At 67.0% G+C, this 26,463-nt stretch carries 26 protein-coding genes; 16 read left to right on the forward strand and 10 right to left on the reverse strand.

What is annotated here, in order from left to right; genetic code table 11:
• Positions 1 to 43: 43 nt before the first annotated feature.
• Both AC07OC_RS07950 and AC07OC_RS07955 read right to left on the reverse strand, forming a co-directional pair.
• Positions 44 to 1,192 carry a zinc-binding dehydrogenase gene (locus AC07OC_RS07950; protein ID WP_218338848.1) on the reverse strand — a complete coding sequence of 383 codons (1,149 nt, stop codon included), beginning with the start codon at positions 1,190 to 1,192 and terminating at the stop codon, positions 44 to 46.
• A gap of 178 nt (positions 1,193 to 1,370) precedes the next feature.
• Complete coding sequence (locus AC07OC_RS07955) at positions 1,371 to 2,237, reverse strand: LysR family transcriptional regulator (RefSeq protein ID WP_218338847.1); 867 nt, start codon at positions 2,235 to 2,237, stop codon at positions 1,371 to 1,373.
• 129 nt (positions 2,238 to 2,366) lie between these two features.
• On the opposite strand from AC07OC_RS07955, the gene AC07OC_RS07960 reads away from it, so the two are divergent.
• The gene (locus tag AC07OC_RS07960; protein ID WP_218338846.1) at positions 2,367 to 3,326 is read left to right on the forward strand and encodes a DMT family transporter; all 960 of its coding nucleotides are present in this window, start codon (positions 2,367 to 2,369) and stop codon (positions 3,324 to 3,326) included.
• Between the two features lie 12 nt (positions 3,327 to 3,338).
• Here AC07OC_RS07960 and AC07OC_RS07965 read toward each other — a convergent pair whose 3' ends face one another.
• The 5 genes from AC07OC_RS07965 to AC07OC_RS07985 all read right to left on the reverse strand — a co-directional run bounded on the left by AC07OC_RS07965 (position 3,339) and on the right by AC07OC_RS07985 (position 7,585).
• Positions 3,339 to 3,905 carry a P-loop nucleotide/nucleoside kinase family protein gene (locus AC07OC_RS07965; RefSeq protein WP_218338845.1) on the reverse strand — a complete coding sequence of 189 codons (567 nt, stop codon included), beginning with the start codon at positions 3,903 to 3,905 and terminating at the stop codon, positions 3,339 to 3,341.
• A 210-nt stretch (positions 3,906 to 4,115) separates the two neighbouring features.
• The gene (locus AC07OC_RS07970; RefSeq protein WP_218338844.1) at positions 4,116 to 5,102 is read right to left on the reverse strand and encodes an alpha/beta hydrolase family protein; all 987 of its coding nucleotides are present in this window, start codon (positions 5,100 to 5,102) and stop codon (positions 4,116 to 4,118) included.
• Positions 5,099 to 5,974, reverse strand: a complete 876-nt coding sequence (locus AC07OC_RS07975) for an AraC family transcriptional regulator (protein WP_218338843.1) — start codon at positions 5,972 to 5,974, stop codon at positions 5,099 to 5,101. The genes AC07OC_RS07970 and AC07OC_RS07975 overlap by 4 nt, the downstream gene beginning before the upstream one ends.
• A 200-nt stretch (positions 5,975 to 6,174) precedes the next feature.
• On the reverse strand, positions 6,175 to 7,119 hold the full coding sequence (locus AC07OC_RS07980; protein WP_494600768.1) for an NAD(P)/FAD-dependent oxidoreductase: 945 nt from the start codon (positions 7,117 to 7,119) through the stop codon (positions 6,175 to 6,177).
• Positions 7,097 to 7,585, reverse strand: coding sequence for an Rrf2 family transcriptional regulator (locus AC07OC_RS07985; RefSeq protein ID WP_218382628.1), 489 nt, complete (start codon positions 7,583 to 7,585; stop codon positions 7,097 to 7,099). The genes AC07OC_RS07980 and AC07OC_RS07985 overlap by 23 nt, the downstream gene beginning before the upstream one ends.
• Before the next feature lie 294 nt (positions 7,586 to 7,879).
• Between AC07OC_RS07985 and AC07OC_RS07990 the strand changes: the two genes are divergently transcribed.
• On the forward strand, positions 7,880 to 8,629 hold the full coding sequence (locus AC07OC_RS07990) for a class I SAM-dependent methyltransferase (RefSeq protein WP_494600770.1): 750 nt from the start codon (positions 7,880 to 7,882) through the stop codon (positions 8,627 to 8,629).
• Positions 8,630 to 8,894: 265 nt separating this feature from the next.
• Here the strand turns inward: AC07OC_RS07990 and AC07OC_RS07995 are convergent, their stop codons facing one another.
• Positions 8,895 to 9,833, reverse strand: a complete 939-nt coding sequence (locus AC07OC_RS07995; RefSeq protein ID WP_494600772.1) for a LysR family transcriptional regulator — start codon at positions 9,831 to 9,833, stop codon at positions 8,895 to 8,897.
• Positions 9,834 to 9,950: 117 nt separating this feature from the next.
• On the opposite strand from AC07OC_RS07995, the gene AC07OC_RS08000 reads away from it, so the two are divergent.
• The 10 genes from AC07OC_RS08000 to AC07OC_RS08045 all read left to right on the forward strand — a co-directional run bounded on the left by AC07OC_RS08000 (position 9,951) and on the right by AC07OC_RS08045 (position 20,600).
• Positions 9,951 to 10,349, forward strand: coding sequence for a tautomerase family protein (locus AC07OC_RS08000; RefSeq protein WP_494600774.1), 399 nt, complete (start codon positions 9,951 to 9,953; stop codon positions 10,347 to 10,349).
• Between the two features lie 49 nt (positions 10,350 to 10,398).
• Positions 10,399 to 10,872: a cupin domain-containing protein gene (locus AC07OC_RS08005; protein WP_218338839.1), complete on the forward strand. Its 474-nt coding sequence runs from the start codon at positions 10,399 to 10,401 to the stop codon at positions 10,870 to 10,872.
• 270 nt (positions 10,873 to 11,142) lie between these two features.
• On the forward strand, positions 11,143 to 12,531 hold the full coding sequence (locus tag AC07OC_RS08010) for a KAP family P-loop NTPase fold protein (protein ID WP_255590840.1): 1,389 nt from the start codon (positions 11,143 to 11,145) through the stop codon (positions 12,529 to 12,531).
• A 223-nt stretch (positions 12,532 to 12,754) separates the two neighbouring features.
• Positions 12,755 to 14,002 (forward strand): ROK family transcriptional regulator, encoded by a 1,248-nt coding sequence (locus AC07OC_RS08015; protein ID WP_370627721.1) that lies wholly within the window; start codon positions 12,755 to 12,757, stop codon positions 14,000 to 14,002.
• Positions 13,999 to 15,489, forward strand: coding sequence for a sugar ABC transporter ATP-binding protein (locus tag AC07OC_RS08020; protein WP_218338838.1), 1,491 nt, complete (start codon positions 13,999 to 14,001; stop codon positions 15,487 to 15,489). The genes AC07OC_RS08015 and AC07OC_RS08020 overlap by 4 nt, the downstream gene beginning before the upstream one ends.
• A complete protein-coding gene (locus tag AC07OC_RS08025) occupies positions 15,470 to 16,516 on the forward strand; it encodes an ABC transporter permease (RefSeq protein WP_218338837.1) in 1,047 nt (348 codons plus the stop codon). The genes AC07OC_RS08020 and AC07OC_RS08025 overlap by 20 nt, the downstream gene beginning before the upstream one ends.
• Before the next feature lie 132 nt (positions 16,517 to 16,648).
• Positions 16,649 to 17,635 (forward strand): substrate-binding domain-containing protein, encoded by a 987-nt coding sequence (locus AC07OC_RS08030; protein ID WP_218338836.1) that lies wholly within the window; start codon positions 16,649 to 16,651, stop codon positions 17,633 to 17,635.
• 115 nt (positions 17,636 to 17,750) lie between these two features.
• Complete coding sequence (locus AC07OC_RS08035) at positions 17,751 to 18,761, forward strand: sugar phosphate isomerase/epimerase family protein (protein ID WP_494600778.1); 1,011 nt, start codon at positions 17,751 to 17,753, stop codon at positions 18,759 to 18,761.
• Positions 18,762 to 18,818: 57 nt separating this feature from the next.
• Complete coding sequence (locus AC07OC_RS08040; RefSeq protein ID WP_494600780.1) at positions 18,819 to 19,985, forward strand: Gfo/Idh/MocA family protein; 1,167 nt, start codon at positions 18,819 to 18,821, stop codon at positions 19,983 to 19,985.
• 45 nt (positions 19,986 to 20,030) lie between these two features.
• A complete protein-coding gene (locus AC07OC_RS08045) occupies positions 20,031 to 20,600 on the forward strand; it encodes a sugar O-acetyltransferase (RefSeq protein WP_494600782.1) in 570 nt (189 codons plus the stop codon).
• Positions 20,601 to 20,639: 39 nt separating this feature from the next.
• On the opposite strand, the gene AC07OC_RS08050 is transcribed toward AC07OC_RS08045, so the two are convergent.
• Together AC07OC_RS08050 and AC07OC_RS08055 are read right to left on the reverse strand one after the other, a co-directional pair.
• Positions 20,640 to 20,996, reverse strand: coding sequence for a hypothetical protein (locus tag AC07OC_RS08050; RefSeq protein ID WP_218294346.1), 357 nt, complete (start codon positions 20,994 to 20,996; stop codon positions 20,640 to 20,642).
• Positions 20,997 to 21,266: 270 nt separating this feature from the next.
• Complete coding sequence (locus AC07OC_RS08055) at positions 21,267 to 22,736, reverse strand: aminotransferase-like domain-containing protein (RefSeq protein WP_492255182.1); 1,470 nt, start codon at positions 22,734 to 22,736, stop codon at positions 21,267 to 21,269.
• 151 nt (positions 22,737 to 22,887) lie between these two features.
• On the opposite strand from AC07OC_RS08055, the gene AC07OC_RS08060 reads away from it, so the two are divergent.
• The 4 genes from AC07OC_RS08060 (at position 22,888) to rimP (ending at position 26,458) form a co-directional block, all read left to right on the forward strand.
• Positions 22,888 to 23,682 carry a c-type cytochrome gene (locus AC07OC_RS08060; protein ID WP_218338832.1) on the forward strand — a complete coding sequence of 265 codons (795 nt, stop codon included), beginning with the start codon at positions 22,888 to 22,890 and terminating at the stop codon, positions 23,680 to 23,682.
• A 14-nt stretch (positions 23,683 to 23,696) separates the two neighbouring features.
• Positions 23,697 to 24,977, forward strand: coding sequence for a cytochrome c (locus AC07OC_RS08065; protein ID WP_218338831.1), 1,281 nt, complete (start codon positions 23,697 to 23,699; stop codon positions 24,975 to 24,977).
• Between the two features lie 78 nt (positions 24,978 to 25,055).
• Positions 25,056 to 25,466 (forward strand): thioredoxin family protein, encoded by a 411-nt coding sequence (locus tag AC07OC_RS08070; RefSeq protein ID WP_218338830.1) that lies wholly within the window; start codon positions 25,056 to 25,058, stop codon positions 25,464 to 25,466.
• A 398-nt stretch (positions 25,467 to 25,864) separates the two neighbouring features.
• Positions 25,865 to 26,458 (forward strand): ribosome maturation factor RimP, encoded by a 594-nt coding sequence (gene rimP / locus AC07OC_RS08075; RefSeq protein ID WP_218338829.1) that lies wholly within the window; start codon positions 25,865 to 25,867, stop codon positions 26,456 to 26,458.
• The last annotated feature ends 5 nt before the right edge of the window (positions 26,459 to 26,463 follow it).

Below are 26,463 nucleotides of genomic sequence, written 5' to 3' on the forward strand. Positions count from 1 at the left end.
CGCCTGATGCTGGCGGGCAGCCCCGTGCGCACGGCGCCCCGGTTTATTCCATCGACGGATCGATCAGCACCTTGGCGCCCGTGTTGCGCGCGCCGTAGAAGGCGATGGCATCGGCGCTGAGCGCCCCCGCCAGCGACACCGTGCGCGCGTAGTGGCTGGCGAACGTGGTTTTCAGCTCGGCCGCCACGCGCGCGCGCAGCGCCTGGGCCGCCGCGTCACCGATTTTCTGCAGGAAGGGAAACAGCAGCCAGCCGCCCACGCCCCAGGCCATGCCAAAGGTGCGCTGGATCTCGGTGGGGCGCGTGTCCAGGTGGCCGTACAGGTACACCTGCTTGTGCACCGCCGAGCCATAGCGGCTGTACTCCTGCGCCTTGCGGTTGACGGCCGCTTCCATGCACTGCAGGATCTGCCCGGCCAGCGTGCCGCCGCCCGTGGCGTCGAACGCGATGGTGGCGCCCGTGGCCGCGAGAGCGTCGGTCAGGTCGGCCATGAAAGTGGGCGCGCTGCTGTCGCACACATGTTGCGCGCCCATGCCGCGCAGCAGCGCCGCCTGATCGGGCTTGCGCACGATGTTGACCAGGCCGATGCCGTCCTTCTGGCAGATCCTGACCAGCATCTGCCCCAGGTTGCTGGCCGCGGCGGTGTGCACCAGCGCGGTATGGCCTTCGCGCTTCATGGCCTCGACCATGCTCAGCGCGGTCAGCGGGTTGACGAAGCACGATGCGCCTTCGGCCGCCGTGGTGCCTTCGGGCAACGGCAGGCATTGCGCCGCTGGCATGGCGCGGTACTGCGCGTACATGGCGCCGCCGATCACCGCCACCGTGCGGCCCAGCAGCGCCTGCGCGGCGGGTGACGCGCCGGCGGCCACCACCAGGCCCGCGCCCTCGTTGCCCACCGGCATGCTCTGGCCGATGCGAGCGGCCATGCCGGGCATGGCGCGTTCGGGGATGCGGGCGGTCGCCACCGGCCGGTCAGGGCTGCCGGATACCTGGACGGTGGCCAGGTCGGCGGGACCGAGCAGCAGGCCGATGTCCGACGGGTTGATGGGCGTGGCCTGCACCTGGATCAGCACCTCGTCGGGCCCCGGCGTGGGCACGGGCGTGGGCTCCAGGCTGATCTGCAAGGTGCCGTCGGGCTGGACGAGCGAGCGCAGTTGCAGCGCGGTCGCGGGGATGGTGGCGGTGGTGGTCATGGGTGGCTTTCGGTGGGAAGGAAGGAGGGCGCGCCCTTCGTCCAAGGGCGCGGCCCGGTGCCGAACATTAGAACTGGATTGCGCCGCAGCCACGGTCGCGCAAGTGCCTTGCGGCGGCAGGGTTGCTGCGGGTACCCGCGTGCAGGCCGGCACGCAGGCCGCGTCCCTCCACGCGCCGTCAACCCCCCAGCGTGCGCACCATCTGCTCGTACATCGCATCCACCGCCGGCGAGCGCAGCGACACCTTGCTGCGCAGCACCGCCACGTCCATCGAATCGAGCGGCGGCAGGTCGAACTCCGCCGGCAGGTCCTGCAGTATCTGCAGATGCGCGGGCACGCTGCAGCGCGTGAGCACCGCCACGGCCAGGCCGCTTTCCACGGCGGCCAGCTGCCCCGCCAGGCTGGAACTGTGGTACACGATGCGGTGCGCCCGCCGCCGCGCGGCCAGGGCCTTCATCGTCGCCATGCGGGCCAGGCTGGCCGATTCATACACCGCAATCGGCAAGGGGTCGCGCCGCCACACTTCCAGCTGCGGCGAGCCCACCCACACCAGCGGCTCGTGGAACAAGAAGCGCCCGCGCTGGGGCTTGTCGCGCGAGACCAGGGCCAGGTCCAGCTCGCCCCGCCCCAGGCGCGGGATCAGCGAGGTGGACTGCTCGCACGTCAGCTCGATCTCCACCCCGTGGTAGCGGTGCGCAAAGCTGCGCAGCACCGGCGTGAGGTAGGCGCTGGCGTAGTCGTCCGGCACGCCCAGCCGCACCCGCCCGGCCAGCTGCGGGCCGAACAGCGCCGTGTGCGCCTCGGCCTGCAGGTCGAGCACGCGGCGCGCGTACGACAGCAGCTCGGCCCCGGCGGGGGTCACCTCCAGGTGGCGCGGCCCGCGCAGCAGCACCGGGCGGCCCAGCGCGGCCTCCAGCTTCTTGATCTGCATGCTGACCGCCGACTGCGACCGGTGCACCAGCGGCGCCGCGCCCGAGAGCGAGCCTGCATCGACCACCGCCACGAAGGCGCGCAGCCAGTCGATCTGGAAATCCGGGTGGTTCATGGGGCGTGTCCTTGTGGGTGGAGCATGCCGCCAAGCCAGACCATGGCTTTGCGGTGATTCGTTTATCGAATGGTATCTCTTCGAACTATGCGCTTTACACCAAAGCGGCAATCTTCGAGCATTGACCGCATGAACCACAAAGCCAGCATCGCCGCGCCGTCCACTGTTGCCAACGCCCCCACGCCCGGCAACGCGCGCGAGCGGGACGGCCAGTGGCTGCTCATCGCCGGTGGCGTGCTGCTGGGCACCATCGGCGTGTTCGTGGAAGAGGCGGGCCAGCACCCGCTGGTCACCGTGTGGTTTCGCTGCGCGTTCGGCGCGCTGGCGCTGCTGGCCTGGTGCCTGGCCACGGGCCGGGGGCGTGAATTGCTGCTGAACGGCCGCGCGCGCTGGGTGGCCTGCGCCACGGGCGTGCTCATGGTGCTGAACTGGGCGCTGTTCTTCGCGGCCATCCCGCGCACCTCCATCGCCGTGGCCACGGTGATCTTTCATATCCAGCCTATCTGGGTCATCGTGTTCGGCGCGCTGTTCCTGCGCGAAGCCGTCTCGCCCATGCAGTGGCTGGCCACCCTGGCCGCGCTGGGGGGGCTGGTGCTGACCACCGGCCTGCTGGACGGCACCACAGCGGCTGCTGCGGCCAGCAGCAGTGGCGGCTACATGGCCGGGGTACTGATGTGCCTGGGCGGCTCGCTGTGCTACGCCGGCGTCACGCTGCTCGCCAACACGCAAAAGACCATCAGCCCCTTTGCCATGGCGCTGTGGCAGTGCCTGGTGGGCGCGGTGGCGCTGGCCTGGGCCCCCTTCGTGCTTGGCTGGCCGCAGCAGGGTGCAGCCTGGGGCTGGCTGCTGGGCCTGGGGGTGCTGCACACCGGCCTGGCCTACGTGGTGCTGTTTGCCGGCATGGCGCGCCTGGGGCTGGGGCGCGTCGCGGTGCTGCAGTTCGTGTACCCGCTCACGGCGGTGCTGGTGGACTGGGTGGTGTATGGCCGCACGCTCAGCCCCGTGCAACTGGCGGGCGTGGGGCTGATGGCCGCGGCGCTGTGGACGATTCGGCGGCCGGGCCGGGCTGCTGTTGCCCAATCGGGCTGATGGCCCGACAGCTCAGCGCAGCCGCTCTGCCATCGGCACAAACACCACCGACCGCTCGGCGCACTCCGCATCACTGGGCGGCTGCCACAGGTCGCTGGCCAGCTCAAAGATGTGCGGGGGCACCACCATCGAGAACGTCTCTCCCTGCTCGGCATTGCGCCGCAACACGCGCTCGCGCCGCATCTCGCGCGGTGCGTCCAGCAGGTACACCGTCATCGCGTCAGCCCACGGCCCCATGCGCGCATAAAAGGCGTCGCGCTGGTGCTGCTGGATCAGGCCCGCCTCCAGCACCACATCGTTGCCCGCGGCCAGCACGGCTTCTGCGGTTTTCCAGATCTGCTCCAGGCAGCGCAGGGTGCGGGGCACGTACCAGGCCATCACATCGGCGGTATCGGGCCGGTCCGGCGAAAACAGCGTGGCCATCCAGTCGTCCAGGTTCAGCGGCACGGCGCGGTGCCGCTGCACCAATTGGCGGACGAAGGTGGACTTGCCCGCGCCCACCGGCCCAATGACCAGGTGAATGCGGGGGACGGTGCCTGCAACGGCTGCGGGAGCGGCGTGTGTCGAAGCGGTGTGCATGATGAGAAAGGCTCCAGAAATGCAAAAAGCCCTCTCTGCAAGCAGGGAGAGCTTTCCATAGGGCGGACGAAAAAAAGCCCTCGACGGTGGTGGAGGGCTTTGCGGTTCGCTCCGATTCCAAGGATCAGATGCGAGGTTGGCAGTGTAGGTGGCTGGCGCTCGCTGCGTCAACCCACGGGCCGTGTGGGTGCGACGAATTCCAGCCTGCCGTCAGGGCGCTTTGGCTGCCGCGATGTGCCGCCGAAAGAACGCCAGCACCTGCGCATTGAAAACCTGGTGAAAGGCCACGCGGTCAAACCCCGCGCCATCGCGGCAGATGCCCGGCACTGCCTCGGCCAGCGCTGGCGAGCAGGGCGCCAGAAAGGCGAAGTGCCCCGCGTTGGCGGCCAGATGCCACTCGGGCGCGCTGGGCAGGCCCTGGCGCACGGTCTCCACGCTTTGCAGCGTGACGCCATCGCCGCCCAGTGCCGAGGCCCACAGCTGGACGGGGGTTTTGACTTGCCCCAGGCCTTTGGCATCGAACACGCTCAAGGGGTCGACGATGACTGCCGCCCGAATGCGCGGGTCCGGCGCGGGCGTGGTGGGGATCTCTTTGCGCCGAATCTCGCCGCACAAGGGGCGGGTGGATAGCGGCGAGCACAGGTCCTGCCGTGACGTCCAGTCCGGCACGGCGCCGATGGCCACCAGGCCCGTGTAGCCGCCGCGTGAAAAGCCGAAGAAACCGACCTTGCCCGCGTCCAGCTGCGCGCGCTGGGGCCACGCGCCCAGCATGTAGTCCGTCAGCCGCTTCATGTCCACGGGCCGCGTGGCAAAGGCCGACAGGTGACCCTGGCGGCTCAGGTCCTGAAAGTTGTCGCCCGGGTGATTGATAGCGGCCACCACATAGCCCGCCTCGGCCAGCGTGGCCGCCGTGTCGTGGTGCCCCAGGGCCGAACCGCCCGCGCCGTGCGACATGACGATCAACGGCAGGCCTTGGCCGGTGACGGGGCAGTCCCGCGTGCCTTGCAGCACCAGCGGCGACAGGTCGATGCGGCCCGGCGGCGCGCTGCAGGGCGACCACACGGCGCCGCGCAGCGCGGGCCCGTCCTTGTCTGCAGGCACCTCGACAAAGGCAAAGCCCGCAGCGTGGGCCAGGGTGGCGGCGCTGCACAGCGCTGCGGGCAAAAGGGAACGAAAGAGCCAGCGAAAACGGGTCATGGGGATGTGGTGGGGCGGATGGGAATCAGCAGGTCGGTGCGCAGGTCCGCCTGCGCGGCGTTGCGGGGGGAGTTGAGGTAGTGCTCCAGCGTGGGGCGGTCGTCCGGCTCATAGCCGCTGGCGGGGAGCCAGCGTGTGTGGATGGCCGCCAGTGCCGCGTTGATGCGCGTGTAGGGGCCTGTCAGCGTGTGGCGTGCATACAGGCCTGCCGGGATTTCCAGCCGTTCCAGCCCGCCATCTGCCGCCGGGAGCGGCTCTGGCAGCACCACCGCCGCGTAGTAGCGAAAGCCGCCGCCCGTATCCTGCGGGTCTCCGCACGATGCGCCCAGCCGGTGGGCTGCGCGCTGCCCGCACTGCAGGTACAGCCGCCGCTGCGTGTGGGGAATGGTGGATGGTGGCCCCTGGTGGCGCAGCGCATGCAGGCGCTGCGCCGGGCGCTCGACGATCTGAACGGCCAGCGTTTGCTCGGCCTTTGCATGCGCGTTTTCGTGCGCGTTTGCGGCGCCTGGATCAAGGATGAGGCGGTGCATATCCCGCTGGAACGCCCGTGGCGACTGCCCGGTGAACTGGCTGAACGCGCGGGTGAAGGCCTGCGGGCTGTCGTACCCCACCTCCATCGCCACCTGGGTGATGCTCTGCCCGCCTTGCTCCAGCAGCAGCGTGGCCAAGGCCAGGCGCACGCGGCGCACCGTGGCGGCCACGGTTTCGCCCGCAATGCTGCTGTAGACGCGGTGGAAGTGAAAAGGGGAAAAATGGGCAATGGCGGCCAGGTCCTCCAGCCGATGCGCTGCCAGCGGGTGCGCCACGATGTGGGCGATCACGCGGGCCACGCGGTTGCGGTAGTGCTGATCGGCGCTCTGGTCCAGGCTCATGGCCGCAGAGTGTGCCGCAGCTTGCGCGCCGTACTTAGCCGATCTTGCTACTTTGTGGCCTGGTGCCGCGGCAGCGTTGCGCTACTTAGAGCGGCTAACAAAAATCAGCGAAGCGGTTCTGGCTAGGCGCTGCGTCGCAGGCAGTACGAGCAGTACGACAAGACGCGGCAACAACGCCAGAAGAGTTTTGTTAGCTGCTCTTATTGCCCAAACACCAGCGCCTGGTGCGCCCCCACGCCCGCCAGCACCCCTTCGGCCGACGCCAGCGTGGCGTTGTGCCGCATCAGCGTGGCGTCGCCCGCCGCATACACGCCCGGCACTGTGGTCATCTTGTTCGCATCGGTGCGGATGCACGGGCCCATGGGGCCGTCGTCCAGCGCGCAGCCCAGTTGTTCGGCCAGCGGGCTGGCGGGGCTTGTCGTCGCAGCAACATACAAGGCGTCAATCGGCACCAGACGGCCATCGGCGCCGTCATTGGCTACCAGGCGCACGCCGTTCAGTGTTCGACCGGGCCCTTCCAGCGCCGCAATGCGCGCAGGCTCCACCGCAATGCCCAGCGACAGCAGCCGCTCGTGCTCGGCGGGCTCCAGCGTGGTGTCGCCGTTCAGGAAGAGGGTGGTCGGGCCCCAGTCGGCGATCAGCTGCGCGTGCATGCCCGACTGCGGCGAGTGGTACAGCACGCCCAGCCGCTGGCCCGCAAACTCGTAGCCGTGGCAATACGGGCAGTGCAGCACGCTGGTGCCCCAGCGCTCGCGCAGGCCAACAATGTCGGGCAGGCCATCTTGAACGCCAAAGGCCAGCACCAGCTTGTGAGCCTCCAGGTGCGTGCCATCGTCCAGCACCACGGCAAAGCCGCTCTCCGGCGACCCCGCGCTTTGCTGCGCCGTCGCAGACACGGCCGTGCCCTGGCGCAGCGCCACCGTGGGGTAGGCCAGCAGCTTGCGGCGCGCCTGCTCGATCATCGCCAGCGGCGGCTCGCCGTCCTGCCCGAAGAAGCCGTGCGATGCGGCGGCAAACCGGTTGCGCGGCTGGCCCGCATCCACCACGCACACGCGCCGCCGGGCCCGCGCCAGCTGCATTGCGGCCGACAGGCCGGCAAAGCTGCCGCCTATCACGATCACCTCATACGCTTGGGTGGTTGTCATTGCTGCTGCCGCCATGAGAAATCTCCTTGTGACCGTGGCACCCTGCCACCATGCGTTGATGAAACTCGGCCGACAGCTGCGCCAGCGTCACCTCGCCCAGGCGGGCCAGCAGCACCTCTTCGGCGGCCTGGTACGCGTCGGTCAGCGCGCGGTTGACGGCCTGCTCGACGATGCAGCCCGGGCTCTCCACCCGGTTGCCCACCGCCAGCAGCGTGGGCGCGCCCAGCGCTTCGTGGATGTCGCGCAGGGTGACTTCGGACAGCGGGCACGACAGCACCCACCCCCCTCCATGCCCCTTGGCCGACGTGACGAACCCCGCATACCGCAGCCCCGCCATCAGGCGGCGCACGACGACGGGGTTGGTCTGCATGGCCTGCGCCAGCGACTCGGACGTGGCGGGGCCATCCATCTCTGCCATGTGCAGCAGGGCGTGGAGAACGGTGGAAAGTCGGCTGTCTCGTTTCATGCAACATTAAAAGTTGCGTGATGGTAGCATGTGCCCACAACCTGCGCTGGCGCAGAGGTGTGTCGCTACTGAATCGATAGCTATCAGCGCTTTGTGAATAAGCGCCAGAGGCTGATTTGGCTCGATTTTTGACACCCGCCATTCACCCCCAACCGTTCGGGTTGAGCTTGTCGAAACCGCGCACAGCACACCCCATCCGATCGGGTTGAGCCTGTCGAAACCTTTCACAGCCGCATCCAACCCCCCGGCAGAGCCTGGCCTAAAACGCCGAACAAACACGACCGCACACACCCCATGACCCATCCCGCCACCACACCCTTCACCGACCCTGCCGCAGTAGCCCGCTACGCCGAAGGCCCCCGCCGCAACGTGCCCGGCTACGACAGCGTGCTGCCCATGGTGCGCATCCTGCTGGCCGAGCGCGTGCCCGCCGACGGCCGGGTGCTGGTGGTGGGCGCGGGCGGCGGGCTGGAGCTGCAAGACATGGCACTGGCGCACCCCGGCTGGCGGTTCGACGGCGTGGACCCCAGCCAGCCCATGCTGGACCTGGCGGCGCAGCGGCTGCAGAGCGCGGGCGTGTCGGGCGACCGCGTGGCGCTGCACCACGGCTATGTGCAGAGCGCGCCGGACGGGCCGTTCGATGGCGCGACGTGTCTGCTGACTTTTCACTTTGTGCCGCGTGAGGAGCGCGTGGCCATGGCCACGGAAATCCGGCGGCGATTGAAGCCCGGGGCACCGTTTGTCGCGGTGCACCTGAGCGTGGAAGACGGAGATGCTGGCGCTGGCTTTGGCGGCGAAGGCGGGGCAGGGGAGCGCGACCTGTGGCTGTCGCGCTATGCGGCGTTTCAGGTGGCGTCGGGCGTGGCGCCGGAGCATGCGGCCAGGGCGCGGGACAAGGTGGCTGCGGAGCTGGCTGTGCTGACGCCGCAGGAAGACGAGGCGATCCTGCACGAGGCCGGGTTCGGCGACGTGCGGATGTTTTACATGGGGTTTGCGTTCCGGGGTTGGGTGGCAACGGCCGCTCGTCAAGGCGGCGCCCAATGACCCGGACACCGTTCACGTTGAGCCCTTCGACAGGCTCAGGACAGGCTTGTCGAAGCGCCGCGCAAGGCTTCGACAAGCTCAGCCCGAACGGTGGGAGAGATTCGTTCCTGCCTGTTTAGCGCTCAGCCCGCACGGCACGGGCGGTTCAAAATCAGCGCCGCCAAAATCCGTTCACGCTGAGCCCTTCGACAGGCTCAGGACAGGCTTGTCGAAGCGCCGCGCGAGGCTTCGACAGGCTCAGCCCGAACGGTTGTGCCAAAAAACCTCAACGCACAGGCGCCAGCGCCCATCGGTCCTTGGCCGCCTTCGCCAGAAAATCAATCACCGCCTTCACCCTGGCCGCATTGCGCCGGCCCGGTGACGACACCGCGTACAGCGTGTGCACCGTGCGGGACGCAAAAGGCGCCAACACCTCCACCAACCGGCCTTGCGCCACGTCGGCCGCCGCGAGTGGGCTGGACAGCATGCCGATGCCCGCGCCGCTCACCAGTGCGTGGTGCACCAGGGCCGAACTGCTGGCCGCCAGGCGCGAGCGCACGGTCACCTCCAGCGGCTTGCCTTGTGCATTGCGAAAAGCCCAGGTCACGGCAGGCCCCTGTGCGGTGTGCGTGACGGTGTGGTGCTGCGGCAGCTCGCTGGGGTCGGCGGGCGTGCCGTGCTGTTCCAAGTATGCAGGGGCCGCGTACAGGCGCCGCTCGAACCGGCCCAACTCGCGCGCCACCACCAGGTCGCTGTGGCCCACGGTGGTGCGCAGCGCCACGTCGATGCCCTCCGTCACCAGGTCGGCCACGCGGTCATCGGCCAGCAGTTCCACCCGCAGCGCGGGGTAGCGCGCCTGCAGGTCCGCCAGGTGGGGCAGCACCAGCGCTTCGCAAATCTCCTGGCTGGAGGCCAGGCGCAAGGTGCCCGCCACGCGGCTGCGCTGGTCCGACAGCGATGCACCGATGTCCTCCAGCTGCGCCAGCAAGGCACGCGCTTCCTGTGCCAGTTCTGCACCCTCGGGCGTGGCCGACAGGCCGTGCGTGGACCGGCGCAGCAAGCGCACCCCGTAGCCGGCCTCCAGCCGGTCCACACCGCGCGCCACCACCGACACCGCCACATCCATCTCGCGCGCCGCTGCAGAAAACGAGCGCAGGTCGAGCGACCGCACCAGCCACCGCAGGTCGGCCGGATCGGGGAGGAAGGAGCGGGGTTCTTGTTTCATCGTGCGCGCCTTTGCGTGCGGAGCAAAAGCCATTATCGCCACGGGCGGTTTCCGTGGCGGGGCGCAATTTCTACAGTGAAGGCTCCTTCAACCCAACGACTTCAACAGGAGCCCTCCATGCCCATCCTCAATGTCAAAGTGTCTGCCCAACGCACGCCCGAGCTGTCTGCCTGCATTGCAGAAACCCTGCTGGACCTGACCACCCGCGTGCTCGGCAAGCGGCGCGACCTCACCGCTGTGGTCATCACCTTTGTCGACCCCGCCGACTGGTACGTCGCCGGCCGGTCGCTGGCCGACCTCAAGCAGTCGAGCTTCTACTTCGACGTCAAGGTGGTGGACGAGACCAACACCAAGGCCGAAAAGGCGCGCTACATCGCCGAGGCGTTCGCAGCCTTCGAGGGCCTGCTGGGCGCGCTGCACCCCGAAAGCTATGTCTACGTGCAGGACGTGCGCGCCACCGCCTACGGCTTTGGCGGCCGCACGCAGGAATACCGCCACCAACACCCCGAGCAGTAAGCAATCAATCAAGCAAGCCATCAACCAATAGCTACCCAGGAGCACCGACATGACGATGACGACAACGAACAACCACCTTGCCGACGTGATCGTGGCCCAGACGCTGGAGCGCGCGGGCCTGGCCGACTGGATTCCTGAAGGCGAAGGCAAGTGGTCCCTGCCCATCCAATTCCTGCCCGACGATGCCGGTTGGGTGGAACTGATGCGCCTGTCGCCCGGCACGCGGCTGGGCCTGCACCGGCACACGGGCGAAGTGCACGCCCTGACGCTGGCAGGCGAGCGCCGCCTGAACGATGGCCGCGTGGTGCGGCCGGGCGACTACATCCATGAGCCCGCTGGCAATGTGGATTGGTGGGAGGCGACGGGCACCGAAGAGCTGCTGGTGCATGTGGTGGTCAAGGGCAGCGTGGAGTACCTGGGGCCGCACCATGCGGTGCTGCAGCGGATTACCATGGCTGATCGCCGGGCGGATTACCAACGTTGGTGCGAAGCGGTGGGGGTGGTGCCGCGTGATCTTTGCTAGAGCGTGCGGGAGCCCCAATCGGGGGCCATTCTATACAGCGCAGGCAAACATATGCCCCACAGAAATATGAGTTAAATGAGGCTCTAGCGCTTATTAGTAAAGCGCGGGTAGCTATCAAAAAAGGAGCAAACCTTCCAGCCCAAGGCTGTGTGCTGGTGCTTGTTGAGGCAGGCCCTCATTGGCGCAAAAAAATGTTCACAAAGTTTTAGAGATTGCGAAAATAAATGGGTTTGAGCAGTAGCACTTAGATGCGAAAACAAAGTGATCCGAATGAATTACCAAGAATTAAGCAGTTTGACTTTCAAAGGTGCGTATGGGCGCGATGAGTTTCGTCGTGAACAAGTTGCTGAGAAAGCTATTCAACTACTGACGTCTGCTGTTGACGTTTCTCCCATGGTCATCGATGGCGACTGGGGGACCGGAAAGACAGAGTTTTGCCACAAGCTAATAAACAAATTTAAGGATGCGCATGCAAGCTATCGAATTCTGTATGTGGATTCATTCCAAGCGGATCATGCCGACAACCCGCTCGTGACGGTGTTGTCTGGCGTGATGAGCTTGCTGCCAGAAGGCAGCGCGAAAATTACGCTGCTAAAAAAAGCCATGCCAGTGGTTCGTTTTGCTGCAACGACAGCAGGTAAAGCGGTTGTTTCTCATCTGCTTCAGCAAAACGCTGATGACTTAGCAGAGGGGCTTGAGGCTCGCATGCAAGAAGCTGCTGATCAAGCGATTGACGCGTCTGTAAAAGCATTGCTGAAAGACCATGAAGAGGCGAAAAAAAACCTCCAAGCGCTTCAGGTGACTTTGGAAAACATTGCTAAAGAAGAGCCGATAGTTATATTTATTGATGAGTTGGACCGCTGTCGACCGGATTTTGCGGTTCAAATGTTGGAGGTGATTAAACACACCTTCAATGTCGATGGGGTGCAGTTCGTTTTAGTAACTAATAAGCGCCAGCTTAAAGCGGCCATCAATCATCGGTACGGGCACGAAGTTGATGCGCAACGCTATCTTGACAAATTTCTAAAATTCAGCTTTCGCTTGCCCGATTTTGTACCGGGTCATCAGGGGCATGAAGATGGTCGCGTATTAGCAGCGGTAGAACACTTCACACAGTTAGCAAGTAAAAGTGAATTGCTTATGGTTACTGACTTGGCGACGAGTGGGAATGGTGTTAGCGAATTTTGCAAGGCGCTTATTAGGCAAAACGATTCTTCCTTGCGTGAGGTGGAAACTTTTGTTCGCCATTTGGAAATCTACCAGCAGCTTGGAAACGGTCTAAAGAAGAATGTTATTTGGGGATACCAGTTGTTGAGAATCTTTGGTGTCTTTGTTTACTGCTTTTATCCTGATATTTCAAGATCTGTGGAAAATGACAAAGCTGATGCAGATCGGTTGGCTGGAATTTTTGGAATCACTGGTTTGCCGGATTATACTTCTGAGAGTTTTCGTCGGTCTTATGTGCAGGGTATAGCTGTCCTCCTAGCACAAGCCAGCTCGATAAATAGTTCGAAATACTTTCCTGCGAAGGATCAGATCGAGGCTGTTAAATACTGGGACGAAGATAGACTTTCGTATTTTCGAGGTGGTTACGGTGGACCTAGCCATATGCATATGCCGGTTAAGGAGGCTATTCGGTGTTTGCAACTTGGCGCTTGAAGAGGCATGAAAAAAATGCGCTTCCAGGAGAGGAGTACATACCCAGAGGGGCCTTGTATAGATTGAAAAGAATATTCATATCGGCAAAGATCAAAGTCACTCAGGTCACTTTGATCTAACGTAGGCCAAAGTTAAGTCTTGCCCGGCCAAAGTAGACCGCATAGCATCCCTGTCAAGCGCCCCCCCATGAGGTGCTGCACATAAACATGACAGGAGACAAGCCTTGCCATCCACCCGCTGGAGTCACTGCGGCGCCGAAGACCTGGGCGTCTTGCAGACCATCTTCTGGTCCGCAGGCGCGTCGCGCAATGCGCTGGCGCAGCGCCTGGCCTATTCCAAGAGCAAGGCCAACGCCATGGTCGCGGCGCTGCTCGATGAAGGCCTGCTCGACGAGGTGGGCCTGCAAGAGTCTTCTGGCGGCCGGCGGGCCGAAACCCTTCGATTGAGCGAAACCCTGGGCGTGGTGATTGGCGCCGACCTGGGCGCCACCAGCATGCAGATTGCGGTGATGCGGCCCGACATGACGGTGCTGGCGCGGCACAGGGAGCCCATCGATGTGCGCCAGGGGCCGGGCGTGATCCTGGCGCGGGTGCGGGGGCTGATGCGCGAGCTGCTGGCGCGCTGCGGGCTGCAGGCTTCGCAAGTGATCGCCATCGGCATGGGTGTGCCGGGGCCCGTGGACTTTGAAAGCGGGCAGCTCGTCAACCCGCCGCTGATGCCCGACTGGGACGGCTTTTCCATCCGCGACTACCTGCGCGAGGCGTTTGCCGCGCCGGTGTTTGTGGACAACGACGTGAACCTGATGGCGCTGGGCGAGCTGTGGCGGCTGCAGCGCAACCTGCCCAACTTCCTCGTGATCAAGGTGGGCACGGGCATTGGTTGCGGCATCGTGTGCCACGGGCAGGTGTACCGGGGTGCCAATGGGTCGGCCGGCGACGTGGGCCACATCTGCGTGGACCAAAGCGGGCCACGCTGCCACTGCGGCAACCAGGGCTGTGTGGAGGCCATGGCCGCTGCGCCCGCCATGGCGCGCATGGCGATGGAGGCCGTGGAGCGCGGCGAGAGCGCGATGCTGGCCGAGCGCCTGCAGGCCACCGGCACGCTGACCACCGAAGACGTGGCCCAGGCCAGCCGGGCGGGCGATGTGGCGGCCAACGCAATCATTCAGCGCGCGGGCAGCCTGGTGGGGCAGATGCTGGCGTCCATCGTGAATTTCTTCAACCCGTCGCACGTGTTCATTGCGGGGCGGGTGACGGACATGGGGCCGCTGTTCCTCGCGTCGGTGCGGCAGAGCGTGTACCACCGGTCGCTGGCGCTCTCTACGCGGCACCTGGAGATTCAGTACGCGCCGCTGGCCGACGATGCCGGCGTGGTGGGCGCGGGTGTGCTGGCCATGCAGCAGAGCTTGGCGCTGTCGCCGCGTGCCTCTTCTTCTGCGACCAAAGCCAATGCCGTGGGGGCCACACGATGAGCGTCGCTGTCGAGTTTCGCAATGTGACCAAGGAGTTCGGCCCGGTGCGCGTGCTGCACGGCGTGGGCTTTGCGCTGCAGCCGGGCCGGGTGTACGGCCTGCTGGGCGAGAACGGCGCGGGCAAGTCCACGTTGATGAAGATTCTGGCGGGGTACGAGAGCCCGACCACCGGCGAGGTGGTGGTGGACGGCGCGGTGCGTGCCCCGGGCGGCGGCTCGCGCGCGGCCGAGGCGCAGGGCATCGTGCTCATCCACCAGGAGTTCAATCTGGCGGACGATCTGACGATTGCGCAGAACATCTTCTTGGGTCATGAGATCAAACGAGGCCCGTTTTTGGATGACCGCGCGATGCGCGAGAAAACGCGCGCTGCCCTTGCACAGGTGGGCCTGCCACTGGACCCCGACACGCGGGTGCGCAAGCTCATCGTGGCCGAAAAGCAGCTGGTGGAGATTGCCCGCGCGCTGGCCCGCAACGCTCGCCTGCTCATCATGGACGAGCCCACCGCCACGCTGACCCCGGGCGAGACGGAGCGCCTGTTTGCGCTGATGGCCGGGCTCAAGGCCGCGGGCGTGACCATCATCTACATATCGCACAAGCTCGACGAAGTGGAGCGCACCACCGACGAGGTGGTGGTGATGCGCGACGGCCTGCTGGTGGCGCGCGAGCCCACGGCCAGCGTGACACGGCGGCAGATGGCCAACCTGATGGTGGGCCGCGAGCTGGCGGACTTGTTCCCGCCCAAGCTGCCCGCGCCTGCGGGTGGAGAGCCCGCCATCAAGGTGCGCGGCCTCTCGGTGCCGGGCTGGGCCGAGGACGTGAGCTTTGACGTGCGGCGCGGCGAGATTCTGGGCTTTGCGGGGCTGGTGGGCGCAGGGCGCACGGAGCTGTTCGAAGGCCTGCTGGGCCTGCGCCCGCGCTCGGCCGGCACGGTGGAGTTGGCGGGCAAACCCGTGAATTTGAAAAGCCCGCGCGATGCGGCGCGCCACGGCCTCACGTACCTGAGCGAAGACCGCAAGGGCAAGGGCCTGCACGTGCACTTCAGCCTGCGGCCCAACCTGACGCTGATGGCGCTGGAGCGCTACGCCAAGCCCTGGCTCGACCCGGCGGCCGAGCAGGCTGCGCTGCGCGATGCGGTGCAGGAGTTCGGCATCCGCACCGGGTCGCTGGAGGTGCGCGCGTCGTCGCTGTCGGGCGGCAACCAGCAAAAGCTGGCGCTGGCCAAGGTGCTGCACCCCGGCCCCAGCGTGGTGGTGCTGGACGAGCCCACGCGCGGCGTGGACGTGGGCGCCAAGCGCGAGATCTATCACCTGGTGCAGCGCCTGGCCGAGCAGGGGCTGGCGGTGGTGGTGATTTCTTCCGAACTGATGGAGCTGATCGGCCTGTGCCACCGCGTGGCGGTGATGCGCGCCGGGCGGCTGCAGACCACGCTGCAAGAACCACATTTGACCGAAGAGGAGTTGATCGCACATGCCACAGGTACCCGCTGAAAACGCATCCACCGCAGCGGCTGCCGCAGCAACCGCTGTACCTGGTGCAGGCCGCCACGGCGGCGCCACGGCCTGGTGGGGCAAGCTGCACGGGCTGGGCCCGGTCATCGGGCTGGTGCTGCTGTGCATTGCCGGCACGCTGCTCAACAGCAACTTCGCCACCTACGACAACGTGATGAACGTGCTCACGCGCACGGCCTTCATCGGCATCATCGCGGTGGGGATGTGCTTTGTGATCATCTCTGGCGGCATCGATTTGTCGGTGGGGTCGATGGCGGCGCTGATCGCAGGCTCGGTCATCTTGTTCATGAACGCGATGGCGCCCGTGCTGGGCTCGCCCATGGCGGCCGTGGTGGTGGGCATGCTGCTGGCCGTGGTGCTGGGCGCGGTGTTTGGGCTGGTGCACGGCCTGCTCATCACCAAGGGGCGCATCGAGCCCTTCATCGTGACGCTGGGCACGCTGGGCATCTTCCGCGCGTACCTCACGTATTTCTCGAACGGCGGCGCCATCACGCTCGAGAACGACCTGTCGGACATCTACAGCCCGGTGTATTACGCCAACCTGCTGGGTGTGCCGATCCCGGTGTGGATCTTCCTGCTGGTCGCTGTCATCGGCGGCGTGATCCTGAACCGCACGGCCTATGGCCGCTATGTGCAGGCCATCGGCTCCAACGAGCAGGTGGCGCAGTACGCGGCGGTGGACGTGCACAAGATCAAGATCCTGACGTACATGCTGCTCGGCGTGTGCGTGGGCATTGCCACGCTGCTGTACGTGCCGCGCCTGGGGTCCGCATCGCCCACCACGGGGCTGCTGTGGGAGCTGGAGGCGATTGCCGCCGTCATCGTGGGCGGCACGGTGTTGAAGGGCGGGGCGGGCAGCATCACCGGCACGGTGGTGGGGGCGATCCTGCTGTCGGTGATCAGCAATATCTTGAACCTGACCAGCATCATCAGCGTGTACCTGAATGCGGCGGTGCAGGGCTTCGTGATCATTGCCGTGGCCTTTATGCAGCGCGGCAAGAGGTGACGCAGGGGTCGGAACAACTTCGAGTTTTCCACCCACTCTTTGCGCGTATTTATTTTTCCAAGGTGTTCCCCAGTCGGCCAGGCTTTCATGGCCATTTTTCAGCAAAGCAATAGCAACAGGAGACAACGCATCATGAATAGCAAGACAACTTCTTCCTTCACCCGCCGCCTGGCCCTCTCGGCCGTGGGCGCCGCCGCAGCGCTGGCGTTCGCCGGCCCCGCCATGGCGCAGGCCAACAAGACGGTGGTGGGCGTCGCCATTCCGTCGGCCACGCACGGCTTCACGGGCGGCATCGTGTACTGGGCCAACCAGGCCAAGAAGGACCTGGAGAAGGCCCACCCCGGCCTGCAGGTCATCGTCAAGACCGCAGGCGGCGCGCCCGAGCAGGCCAACCAACTGCAGGACCTGGTCACGGTGAACAAGATCAACGCCCTGGTCATCTTCCCGTTCGAATCGGCGGCGCTGACCAAGCCCGTGGCCCAGGTCAAGGCCAAGGGTGTGTACGTGACGGTGGTGGACCGTGGCCTGACCGACACCAGCGCGCAAGATGCGTATGTGGCCGGTGACAACACCGCGTTTGGCAAGATTCCGGCCGAGTACATCGCCAAGGCGCTGAACGGCAAGGGCAACGTGGTGGCCATGCGCGGCATTGCGACCACGCTGGACAACGAGCGCATGGACGCGTTCAACGCGGTGCTGAAGAACCACCCCGACATCAAGCTGCTGGACGCCAAGTACGCCAACTGGAACCGTGACGATGCCTTCAAGGTGATGCAGGACTACCTGACCCGCTTCCCGCAGATCGACGCGGTGTGGGCGGCCGACGACGACATGGCCGTGGGCGTGCTCAAGGCCATCGAGCAGGCCAAGCGCAAGGACATCAAGCTGGTGTTCGGCGGCGCGGGTGCCAAGGGCATGATCAAGACGCTGGCCGACGGCAGCAACCCGCTGATCCAGGCCAACGTGTCGTACAGCCCCAAGTTCATCTACGACTCGATCAAGCTGACGGCCGAGGCGCGCATCAAGGGCGAGAAGCTGCCTGCGACGACGATCATCCCGTCGGTGCTGATCACCAAAGAGAACGCGAAGAGTTTCTACTTCCCAGACTCGCCATTCTGATGGTGTTTTTGAGTCAAATAGGCCTCTAGCGCTTATCCATAAAGCGCAAGCAGCTATTGAAAATATAGCTGCTTGCCGCTTCGCACCTACAACCCCACGCCCCTTGGGAGCCGCCATGCCAAGACCCGTCACCCTTTTCACCGGCCAATGGGCCGACCTGCCGCTGGCAGAACTCGCGCCGCTGGCACGCAGCATGGGCTACGACGGCCTGGAGCTGGCCTGCTGGGGCGACCATTTCAACGTGCAGGAGGCGCTGTCGACGCCCCAGTACGTCAAGGACAAACACGCACTGCTGGCCCAGCACGGCCTGCAGTGCTTTGCCATCGGCAACCACCTGGTGGGCCAGGCCGTGTGCGACCTGATCGACGAGCGCCACCAGTCCATCCTGCCGCCGCATGTGTGGGGCGACGGCGAGCCCGAGGGCGTGCGCCAGCGCGCCGCCGCCGAGCTGGCCGATACGGCGCGTGCTGCCGCGAAGTTCGGCGTGAAGACGATCACGGGCTTCACGGGCTCGTCGGTGTGGCATTCGATCTACGCGTTTCCGCCCACCACGCAGGCGTATTGGGACAAGGGGTTCGTGGACTTCGCAGACCGCTTCGGCCCCATCCTCGATGTGTTCGAGGAGCATGACATCAACTTCGCGCTGGAGGTGCACCCCACCGAAATCGCGTTCGACATCGCCTCGGCCGAGCGGGCGATTGCTGCAGTGGGCGGCAACAAGCGGTTCGGCTTTAACTACGACCCCAGCCACCTGGCCTACCAGGGCGTGGACTACATCAAGTTCATCCGCCAGTTTGCCGACCGCATCTACAACGCCCACATGAAGGACGTGTGGTGGGGCAAGGGCGACGGCACGGTGGGCACGTTCGGCGGCCACACCAGCTTTGGCGATGCGCGGCGCCACTGGGACTTTCGCAGCGTGGGGCGCGGGATGATCGATTTCGAATCCATCATCGTCGCGCTCAACGACATCGGCTACCAGGGCCCGCTCTCGGTCGAGTGGGAAGACAGCCGCATGGACCGCGTGCACGGCGCCACGGAGAGCGCGGCGTTCTGCAAGCGGCTCGACTTCAAGCCCGCGGCGGGCGCATTCGATGCCGTCTTTGCACGGGACAAGCAGGCCTAGCCGCGCTCCGTCCATAAAACCGATAACAACAACACACAGCGAGCAAAGGCTTTTCGTATGTCCAGTGAAAGAAAGCTCCGCTGCGCCATGGTGGGCGGTGGCCACGGCGCCTTCATCGGCGCGGTGCACCGCAAGGCCATGGCGCTCGACGGCCAGTTCGAGCTGGTGGCGGGCGCGCTGTCGTCATCGCCCGAGCGCGCCCGCGCATCCGGCGCCGAGCTGGGACTGGCGACCGAGCGGAACCACGGCACCTGGCAAGACCTGCTGGCCGACGAGCTGCGCCGCAGCCCGGGCGACCGCATCGACCTGGTGAGCATCGTCACCCCCAACCATGTGCACCACCCGGTGGCGCTGGCGTTTGTGCAGGCGGGCTTTCATGTGGTGTGCGACAAGCCGCTGGTGCACACCAGCGCGCAGGCCGATGAGCTGGTGGCCGCCGTGAAGAAGGCAGGCACCGTGTTCGGCGTGACCTACAACTACACCGGCTACCCGATGGTGCGCGAGGCGCGCCATCTGGTGCAGAGCGGCGCCCTGGGCGTGCTGCGCAAGGTCACCGTGGAATACAACCAGGGCTGGCTGGCCACGGCGGTGGAGCAGGGCGGCGGCAACAAGCAGGCCGACTGGCGGCTGGACCCCGCGCGCAGCGGCGCGGTGGGCACCATGGGCGACATCGGATCGCACGCCGAGAACCTGGCCGCCACCGTCACCGGCCAGCGGCCCGAGGCGCTGTGCGCCGACCTCACCACCTTCGGCGCGGGCCGCCAGCTGGACGACGATGCGCAGCTGCTGCTGCGCTATGCCGGCGGCGCACGCGGCGTGATCGTCGCGTCGCAGGTGGCGGCGGGGCTGGAGAACGATGTGCGCCTGCAGGTGTCCGGCACGCTGGGCACGCTGGTGTGGCGGCAGGAGGACCCGAACCACCTGGTGCATTCGCCGGTGGACGGGCCGCGCCGCATCCTCACGCGCGGCTCGCCCTGGCTGAGCGAATCGGCGTTGCGCGCGGGGCGCATTCCGGCCGGGCACCCGGAGGCTTTCATCGAGGCCTTTGCCAACGTCTACCTGGGCGTGGCGGCGGACATCCGCGCCCGGGCGTCAGGCAGAACCGCCAGCGCGCTGGAGGCCGACTACCCGCGCGTGGAAGACGGGGCCGAGGGCGTGCGCTTCATCGAGAAGGTGGTGGAGTCTGCCGCGAGCGAGCGCAAGTGGACGGCGCTGGCTGGGTAGGCGGGCGGGCCGGTGGAGGGGGATGGCACAGGGCAGAATCACCCGATGACCTCCGAGAAAGACAAGATGATCTCCGGCGCGCCATACATGGCCGCCGACCCGCAGCTGGTGGCCGACCGCCTGCGCGCCCGCCAGTTGTGCCACGCCATCCACCACGCGCCTGCGGCGGATGCTGCCGCGCTGCAAGCCCTGCAGGCGCAGCTGCTGCCGGGCCAGCCCGGCAGCGTGCAGATCACGCCACCGTTTCATTGCGACTACGGCTACAACATTTTTCTGGGTGAAGGCGTGTACTTCAACTTCAACTGCGTGGTGCTCGACGGCGCGCCAGTGCGCATCGGGGCCCGCACGCTGTGCGCGCCGGGCGTGCAGATCTACACCGCCTTGCACCCCTTGTCGCCCGAAGAGCGCGCGACCGGCGTCGAGCTGTGCCTGCCCGTGACCATCGGCGAGGACGTGTGGATTGGCGGCGGCGCGATCATCTGCCCCGGCGTGACGATTGGCGATGGTGCGGTGATCGGCGCGGGCAGCGTGGTCACCCGCGACGTGCCGGCGCGGGTGCTGGCGGCGGGCAACCCGTGCCGGGTAGTGCGGCCGCTCGACCCGCTGGTGGCCTGAGGCGACCCGGCGAACCCGTGCGGTCGCCCGCACGGCGGCTTACTGGGCGTTGGCCAACTGGAACCGCTGGTCGAAGTTCATCTTGCCCAGCACGCGCAGCGCGGCGGTGCGCGTGGCGGCATCGACCTTGCTGATGTCCAGGCTGTAGCGCCTGGCGGTGGACACCACGTCCACGCACTTGTGCCCCCATTGCACGGCCACCAGCAGGGTGGCGCGCTGGCCCGCCTCCACGCCGCCCACGGAGACGCCGCGCTGTTCGGGCCGCAGCATGAATTCCAGGTGGGGCGTGCGCGTGAGCGTGAGGCGGCTGGCTCCCACGGGGCCCAGCGCGAACGAGACGACCCAGTCGTCTTCATCTTCCACGGTCAGGAACGGGACATGCTGGGGTGCTGCCATGGTGGGCGTCGGGTGGGGTGGAAAAGGCCTCGCGGGGCCAGGCTGGTAGCGCTGCCCCGGCTGCGGACGGCCGCCAGTATGCCGTTGCAAGAGCTGTGCCGAGGGCGGGAGAACCCGAGGTTGGGCCTTTCCAACGCGGCGGCGGCATGTCAGTTTGCTGCAAGCAAGGGCATGCGCCGCAAGGCGGGTGCCCTGGAGGCCAGGGAACCCCGGGGAAGGGGAGTTTTTGGAGAAACTGACCGCAAGCGCCTGATGTGTAAGCGCTGGCAGCTACTGTTTTGATAGCTTCTTGGGAGCGGACGCCTCTCGTGCCATCGCCGAGGCCAGGGCGCCCACGGTAGCCAGGGCGGCTTCAAAGCGGCTTTGCGCGGGGTGCCCGTAGTTGATGCGCACACAGTTCGCAAAGCGCCGGTCCGCCGAAAAGATCTGTCCTGGTGCCAGGCTGATGCCCTGCTGCAGTGCCTGGCGGTGCAGTTGCAGGGCATCGACCTGCGGGGGCAGCTCCACCCACAGGAAGTACCCGCCCTCGGGCTGCGCGACCCGCGTACCCGGTGGGAAATGCCGGGCCACCGCCGCCAGCGCCGTCGCCTGCTGCTGCGCCAGGCTGCGGCGCAGCTGGCGCAGGTGCCGGTCGTAGCCGCCCTGGGCCAGGTACTCGGACAACGCCTGCTGCGACGGCGTGGCGGCCGAGAGCGTGGTCATGAGCTTGAGGCGCTGCACCGCCGTGACAAAGCGGCCCGCCGCCACCCAGCCCACGCGGTAGCCGGGTGCCAGGCTTTTGCTGAACGAGCTGCAGTGCATCACCAGGCCTTCGCCGTCAAAGGCCTTGGCCGGGGGCGGGCGGTGGGGGGCGAAGTGCAGTTCGCCATACACGTCGTCCTCGATCAGCGGGATCTGGTGGCGCGCGAGCAGGGCCACGAGTTCGCGCTTCTTGTCCTCGGGTATCAGGCTGCCCAGCGGGTTCTGGAAGCTGGGCATCAGCCAGCAGGCCTTGACGGGCTGGTGCGGGGGCTGGCGCGCCAGGGCTTCGGCCAGCGCGGTCAGGTCGATGCCGTCGCGCGGGTGGGTGGCCACCTCCAGCGCCTGCAGGTTCAGACGCTCCAGCGCCTGCAGCGCGGCGTAGAAGGTGGGCGATTCGACCACCACGACGTCGCCGGGGCGGGTGACGGCCTCCAGGCAGAGGTTGAGCGCCTCCATCGCGCCGTTGGTGATGATGATCTCCTGCGCGTCCACGGCCATGCCGTGCAGGCCGTAGCGCAGCGCGATCTGCTGGCGCAGGCGCTCGTCGCCGGGAGGCAGGCTTTGCACGATGCTCCAGGGGTCGAGCTTGCGCATGCCGCTGCCCAGGCAGCGCGCCAGGCGCTCCAGCGGAAACAGCTCCAGCCCCGGGAAGGCCGAGCCCAGGGGCACCAGGTCGCGGTCGCGCGCCAGGCCCAGCACCTCGAACACCAGGTCGCTGATGGCCACGCCGGTGGAGGTGTGCGCCGGCTGCGAGGGCAGGGGCTCGGCGGGCCGGGACTCGGCGGCCGGCAGCCGGGCGCTCACGTAGTAGCCCGAGCGCGGGCGCGCATGGATCAGGCCCTGGGCCTCCAGCAGGTAGTACGCCTCGAACACGGTGGATGGGCTGATGCCGCGCGTGCGGCTGGCCTCGCGCACCGAGGGCACGCGGTCGCCCGGGCGCAGCGCGCCGCTGTGGATGAGCTGGGCAATGGCGTCGGCGTGGCGTTCGTAGCGTTTCATGGGGGCTGGGGTTGATCCAGGGCAAACTGATCTGTATTTTTAACTAGAAACTGAATCTGTACTGTTTTTGGGGCGGGGCGTAGAGTGGCGGCATGTGCTGGTGTCCGTCGCGATGTGTGCGGGCCGGCCGCTTCCCTACTGATAAAACCCCATGATCGATTGCCTGCGCAGCCTGCTGCGTCCTGTTTCCCGCCTGGCCGGCGCTTCTGCCGCGATGGCGCTGGCGTGGAGCGCTGGCGCCTGGGCCCAGCCCGTGCCTAGCCCTGCGGCGGCCCCGTCCGCCACGGTGTCCGCCTCGTCGATGTCCTCGCGCGTGCTGGCCTGCACGGCCTGCCACGGCAAGGAAGGCCGCGCCACGCCCGACGGCTACTTTCCGCGCATCGCCGGCAAGCCGGCCGGCTACCTGGCCAACCAGCTGCTCAACTTCCGCGACGGGCGGCGCAGCTATCCGCAGATGACCTACCTCATCGAGCACCTGACGGACGACTACCTGCGTGAAATGGCCGAGCACTTTGCCGCGCAGGACCTGCCGTACCCGCCGCCGCCCGCACCCCAGGCGCCGGCCGCCGCGCTGGAGCAGGGGCGCCAGCTGGTGCAGCAGGGCGATACCGCGCGCCGCATTCCGGCCTGCGTGTCGTGCCACGGCAGCGCCATGACGGGCGTGGCGCCGTCCATCCCGGGCCTGCTGGGCCTGCCGCGCGACTACCTCAACAGCCAGCTGGGCGCCTGGAAGACCGGCCAGCGCCGCGCGCATGCGCCCGACTGCATGGCCGACATCGCCCGCCAGCTCACGCCCGACGATGTGAGCGCCGTGTCCGCCTGGCTGGCCGCCCAGCCCGTGGCAGGGGGCGGCAAACCCGCCCGCACGCTGCCCGCCGCCATGCCCGCGCGTTGCGGCGGCGTGGCCGAGGTGCCCGTGGCGGCCGCTTCCGGCGCGGCGCGCTGAGAGGGATGTCATCCATGAAACGCATCCTCTGGACGATTTCTTCCGTGCTGGCCGCCCTGGGCATCACGGCCGCCGCACTGGTCACCCTGAACCTGCGCGGCGAAGAGCCGCTGCCCGGCGCCGAGACGCTGCAGGGCACGCCCGCGCTGGTGGCGCGCGGCGAGTACCTGGCCCGTGTCGGCAACTGCATGGCCTGCCACACCACCCAGGGCGGCGCGCCGTTCGCGGGCGGGCGCGGCATCGAGACGCCGTTCGGCGTGGTGCACAGCTCCAACCTCACGCCCGACAAGGCGCAGGGCATCGGCAGCTGGACCTCGGCCGAGTTCTGGCGCGCCATGCACCATGGCCGCAGCAAGGACGGGCGCCTGCTGTACCCCGCCTTCCCGTACCCCAACTACACCCAGGTCACGCGCGAGGATTCCGATGCCATCTTTGCCTATCTGCAAAGCGTGCCCGCCGCCGCCGAAGCCAACCGGGCGCATGCGCTGCGTTTCCCGTACAACACGCAGGCGGCGCTGGGCGTGTGGCGCGCGCTGTTTTTCACCCCGGGCACACCCCGGCCCGAGCCCGTACAGACGGCCGAGTACAACCGGGGCGCCTACCTGGTCAACGGCCTGGGCCATTGCACCGCCTGCCACACGCCACGCAACGCGCTGGGCGCCACCACGGATGCCAAGGCCTTCACCGGCGGGCTGATTCCCGTGCAGAACTGGTATGCCCCCGCGCTCAACGCGGCGGCCGAGGCGGGCGTCAAGGAATGGCCCGCCGAGGACGTGGTGGCCTTGCTCCAAACCGGGGTGGCCCCGCACGGCTCGGTGCTGGGCCCCATGGCCGAGGTGGTGTTCCGCAGCACGCAGTACCTGACCGATGCCGATGCGCGCGCCATGGCGGTGTACCTGCAGGCCTTGCCGCAGCAGGGCGGCCCCGCGCCCGCAACGCCGCCCGCGCCGCCCTCCGCGGCCATGTCCCGGGGCGCGAAGGTGTATGAGCAGCAGTGCGCTCAATGCCATGGCGACGCGGGGCAGGGCGAGCCTGGGGCGTTCCCCGCTCTGGCCGGCAACCGCGCGGTCACGCTGGCCGATCCCACCAACCTGGTGCGCGTGGTGCTGCAGGGCGGCTACCTGCCCGCCACCGCCGGCAACCCGCGTCCGCACGGCATGCCCCCGTTCCAGCAGACCCTGTCGGACGAGGAAGTGGCGGCGGTCGCCACCTTCGTGCGCAACAGCTGGGGCAACCAGGCGCCCGGTGTGGGTACCATCGAGGTCTACCGCGCCCGCGAGCGGCGCGGCATGTAGACCCAGACCCGGCCCCGGGAGGGCCTCTGCGCAGGGCCGCAGGGGTTCCCCGGCCGGAATGACCCAGGAGTTACGCTGATGGAAAGTCCGGCCGTGTTGCCCGATCCCGCCTCAGGGGCGCCCCCGCAGGCCGCCGCTGGCGGTTGGTGGGCTGTATGCCTGTGCGCGGGCTGGTGCGGCACCTGCCGCGACTACCGCCCCCTGTTCGACGAACTGGCCCGGGCGAACCCCGGGGTGCGGTTCGAATGGGTGGACATCGAGGACGAGTCCGAGATCGCGGGGGACCTGGATGTGGAGACTTTTCCCACACTGCTGATCGGCCGCGGCACCAGCGCGCTTTTTCTGGGGCCGCTGCTGCCGCAGGCGCCAGTGCTGGCCCGGTTGCTGGGCAGCCTGCAGGCGGGCGCGCGCAATGCCTCGGCGGCCGGTGGCGAGGCGCAGGGCGTGTTCGAGCGCGTGCGCGCGGCGCGCGGCGCCCAGGACGACTAGGACGACGAGGACAAATCGGCTGGGCGGGCGGGGCGCAGCAGCGCACCTTTCTGCCGGAAGCGCCGCTGGCCGCGCAGGCGCCGGATTTTTGTGCCGGCGGGGCCCCTGCCGGCGGGTTCAGAAGGCAGTTTGACCACAGTCCATCTTTGCAAATCAAGGCGTTACACGCTACAATATGAATCTCACGACCAAACGGGCGGGTACCAACCGCCCGTTTTTTTTGGTCGAATGCTTTTGGAGCTCGAAGCTGTCGGGGAAGGTCTCCGGGGGTTATCGGGTTTTTTGTTTTGGACTTACGCAAACAAGGGCGCACAGGAAGTGCTCCCACCATGGGGTCGGCGACTCGCCGGATCCCGATTTGCGTCAGTCGTGTTGTTTTCCGGGATTGAACTGAACACGTGGCATTACAGCAAGTCGTTGAACAAATTGTGACGGGCCTGGGATATGACCTGGTGGAGATCGAACGCTCTGCCGGTGGTCTGCTGCGCATCACCGTTGACTTGCCCTGGGTGCAGCCGCCCGCCGACGCGCCGGTCCCGGCGCTGGATCAGTTTGTCACCGTCGAAGACTGCGAAAAGGTCACGCGCCAGCTGCAATTTGCGCTGGAGGTCGATGGCGTCGAGTACAAGCGCCTGGAAGTGTCTTCCCCCGGTATCGACCGCCCCTTGCGCCACGAGCAGGACTTCGTGCGCTTCGAGGGCTCGGTCATCGACATCACCCTGAAGGCGCCCATCGGCGCCGCAGCGGCGGGGCAGGTCAATGCCACCCGCAAGAAATTTCGCGGCACGCTGGAGCGGGCCGAAGCTGGAGGCTGGCAGATCGTCTGGAGCGACGAGCCGCCGGTCAAGCCGGGCCAGAAGGTGAGCAAGAAACGCGTTCCGGCGCCGCTGCAGGCGCTGGGTTTTACCCTGGATGAGGTGCGGGACGTCCGTCTGGCGCCCATCGTGGATTTCAAGGGGCGTGGAGGCAAGGCCGGGCCGGCGTCCGCCTGAGTGGC

The organism is Acidovorax sp. GW821-FHT10E04 (assembly GCF_059415185.1).

What these genes read in the sequence shown, in the direction of transcription:
- AC07OC_RS07950 (WP_218338848.1), bottom strand. Translation starts at nt 1,192, where the DNA reads ATGACCACCACCGCCACCATCCCCGCGACCGCGCTGCAACTGCGCTCG.
- AC07OC_RS07955 (WP_218338847.1), bottom strand. Translation starts at nt 2,237, where the DNA reads ATGAACCACCCGGATTTCCAGATCGACTGGCTGCGCGCCTTCGTGGCG.
- AC07OC_RS07960 (WP_218338846.1), top strand. Translation starts at nt 2,367, where the DNA reads ATGAACCACAAAGCCAGCATCGCCGCGCCGTCCACTGTTGCCAACGCC.
- AC07OC_RS07965 (WP_218338845.1), bottom strand. Translation starts at nt 3,905, where the DNA reads ATGCACACCGCTTCGACACACGCCGCTCCCGCAGCCGTTGCAGGCACC.
- AC07OC_RS07970 (WP_218338844.1), bottom strand. Translation starts at nt 5,102, where the DNA reads ATGACCCGTTTTCGCTGGCTCTTTCGTTCCCTTTTGCCCGCAGCGCTG.
- AC07OC_RS07975 (WP_218338843.1), bottom strand. Translation starts at nt 5,974, where the DNA reads ATGAGCCTGGACCAGAGCGCCGATCAGCACTACCGCAACCGCGTGGCC.
- AC07OC_RS07980 (WP_494600768.1), bottom strand. Translation starts at nt 7,119, where the DNA reads ATGACAACCACCCAAGCGTATGAGGTGATCGTGATAGGCGGCAGCTTT.
- AC07OC_RS07985 (WP_218382628.1), bottom strand. Translation starts at nt 7,585, where the DNA reads ATGAAACGAGACAGCCGACTTTCCACCGTTCTCCACGCCCTGCTGCAC.
- AC07OC_RS07990 (WP_494600770.1), top strand. Translation starts at nt 7,880, where the DNA reads ATGACCCATCCCGCCACCACACCCTTCACCGACCCTGCCGCAGTAGCC.
- AC07OC_RS07995 (WP_494600772.1), bottom strand. Translation starts at nt 9,833, where the DNA reads ATGAAACAAGAACCCCGCTCCTTCCTCCCCGATCCGGCCGACCTGCGG.
- AC07OC_RS08000 (WP_494600774.1), top strand. Translation starts at nt 9,951, where the DNA reads ATGCCCATCCTCAATGTCAAAGTGTCTGCCCAACGCACGCCCGAGCTG.
- AC07OC_RS08005 (WP_218338839.1), top strand. Translation starts at nt 10,399, where the DNA reads ATGACGATGACGACAACGAACAACCACCTTGCCGACGTGATCGTGGCC.
- AC07OC_RS08010 (WP_255590840.1), top strand. Translation starts at nt 11,143, where the DNA reads ATGAATTACCAAGAATTAAGCAGTTTGACTTTCAAAGGTGCGTATGGG.
- AC07OC_RS08020 (WP_218338838.1), top strand. Translation starts at nt 13,999, where the DNA reads ATGAGCGTCGCTGTCGAGTTTCGCAATGTGACCAAGGAGTTCGGCCCG.
- AC07OC_RS08025 (WP_218338837.1), top strand. Translation starts at nt 15,470, where the DNA reads ATGCCACAGGTACCCGCTGAAAACGCATCCACCGCAGCGGCTGCCGCA.
- AC07OC_RS08030 (WP_218338836.1), top strand. Translation starts at nt 16,649, where the DNA reads ATGAATAGCAAGACAACTTCTTCCTTCACCCGCCGCCTGGCCCTCTCG.
- AC07OC_RS08035 (WP_494600778.1), top strand. Translation starts at nt 17,751, where the DNA reads ATGCCAAGACCCGTCACCCTTTTCACCGGCCAATGGGCCGACCTGCCG.
- AC07OC_RS08040 (WP_494600780.1), top strand. Translation starts at nt 18,819, where the DNA reads ATGTCCAGTGAAAGAAAGCTCCGCTGCGCCATGGTGGGCGGTGGCCAC.
- AC07OC_RS08045 (WP_494600782.1), top strand. Translation starts at nt 20,031, where the DNA reads ATGACCTCCGAGAAAGACAAGATGATCTCCGGCGCGCCATACATGGCC.
- AC07OC_RS08050 (WP_218294346.1), bottom strand. Translation starts at nt 20,996, where the DNA reads ATGGCAGCACCCCAGCATGTCCCGTTCCTGACCGTGGAAGATGAAGAC.
- AC07OC_RS08055 (WP_492255182.1), bottom strand. Translation starts at nt 22,736, where the DNA reads ATGAAACGCTACGAACGCCACGCCGACGCCATTGCCCAGCTCATCCAC.
- AC07OC_RS08060 (WP_218338832.1), top strand. Translation starts at nt 22,888, where the DNA reads ATGATCGATTGCCTGCGCAGCCTGCTGCGTCCTGTTTCCCGCCTGGCC.
- AC07OC_RS08065 (WP_218338831.1), top strand. Translation starts at nt 23,697, where the DNA reads ATGAAACGCATCCTCTGGACGATTTCTTCCGTGCTGGCCGCCCTGGGC.
- AC07OC_RS08070 (WP_218338830.1), top strand. Translation starts at nt 25,056, where the DNA reads ATGGAAAGTCCGGCCGTGTTGCCCGATCCCGCCTCAGGGGCGCCCCCG.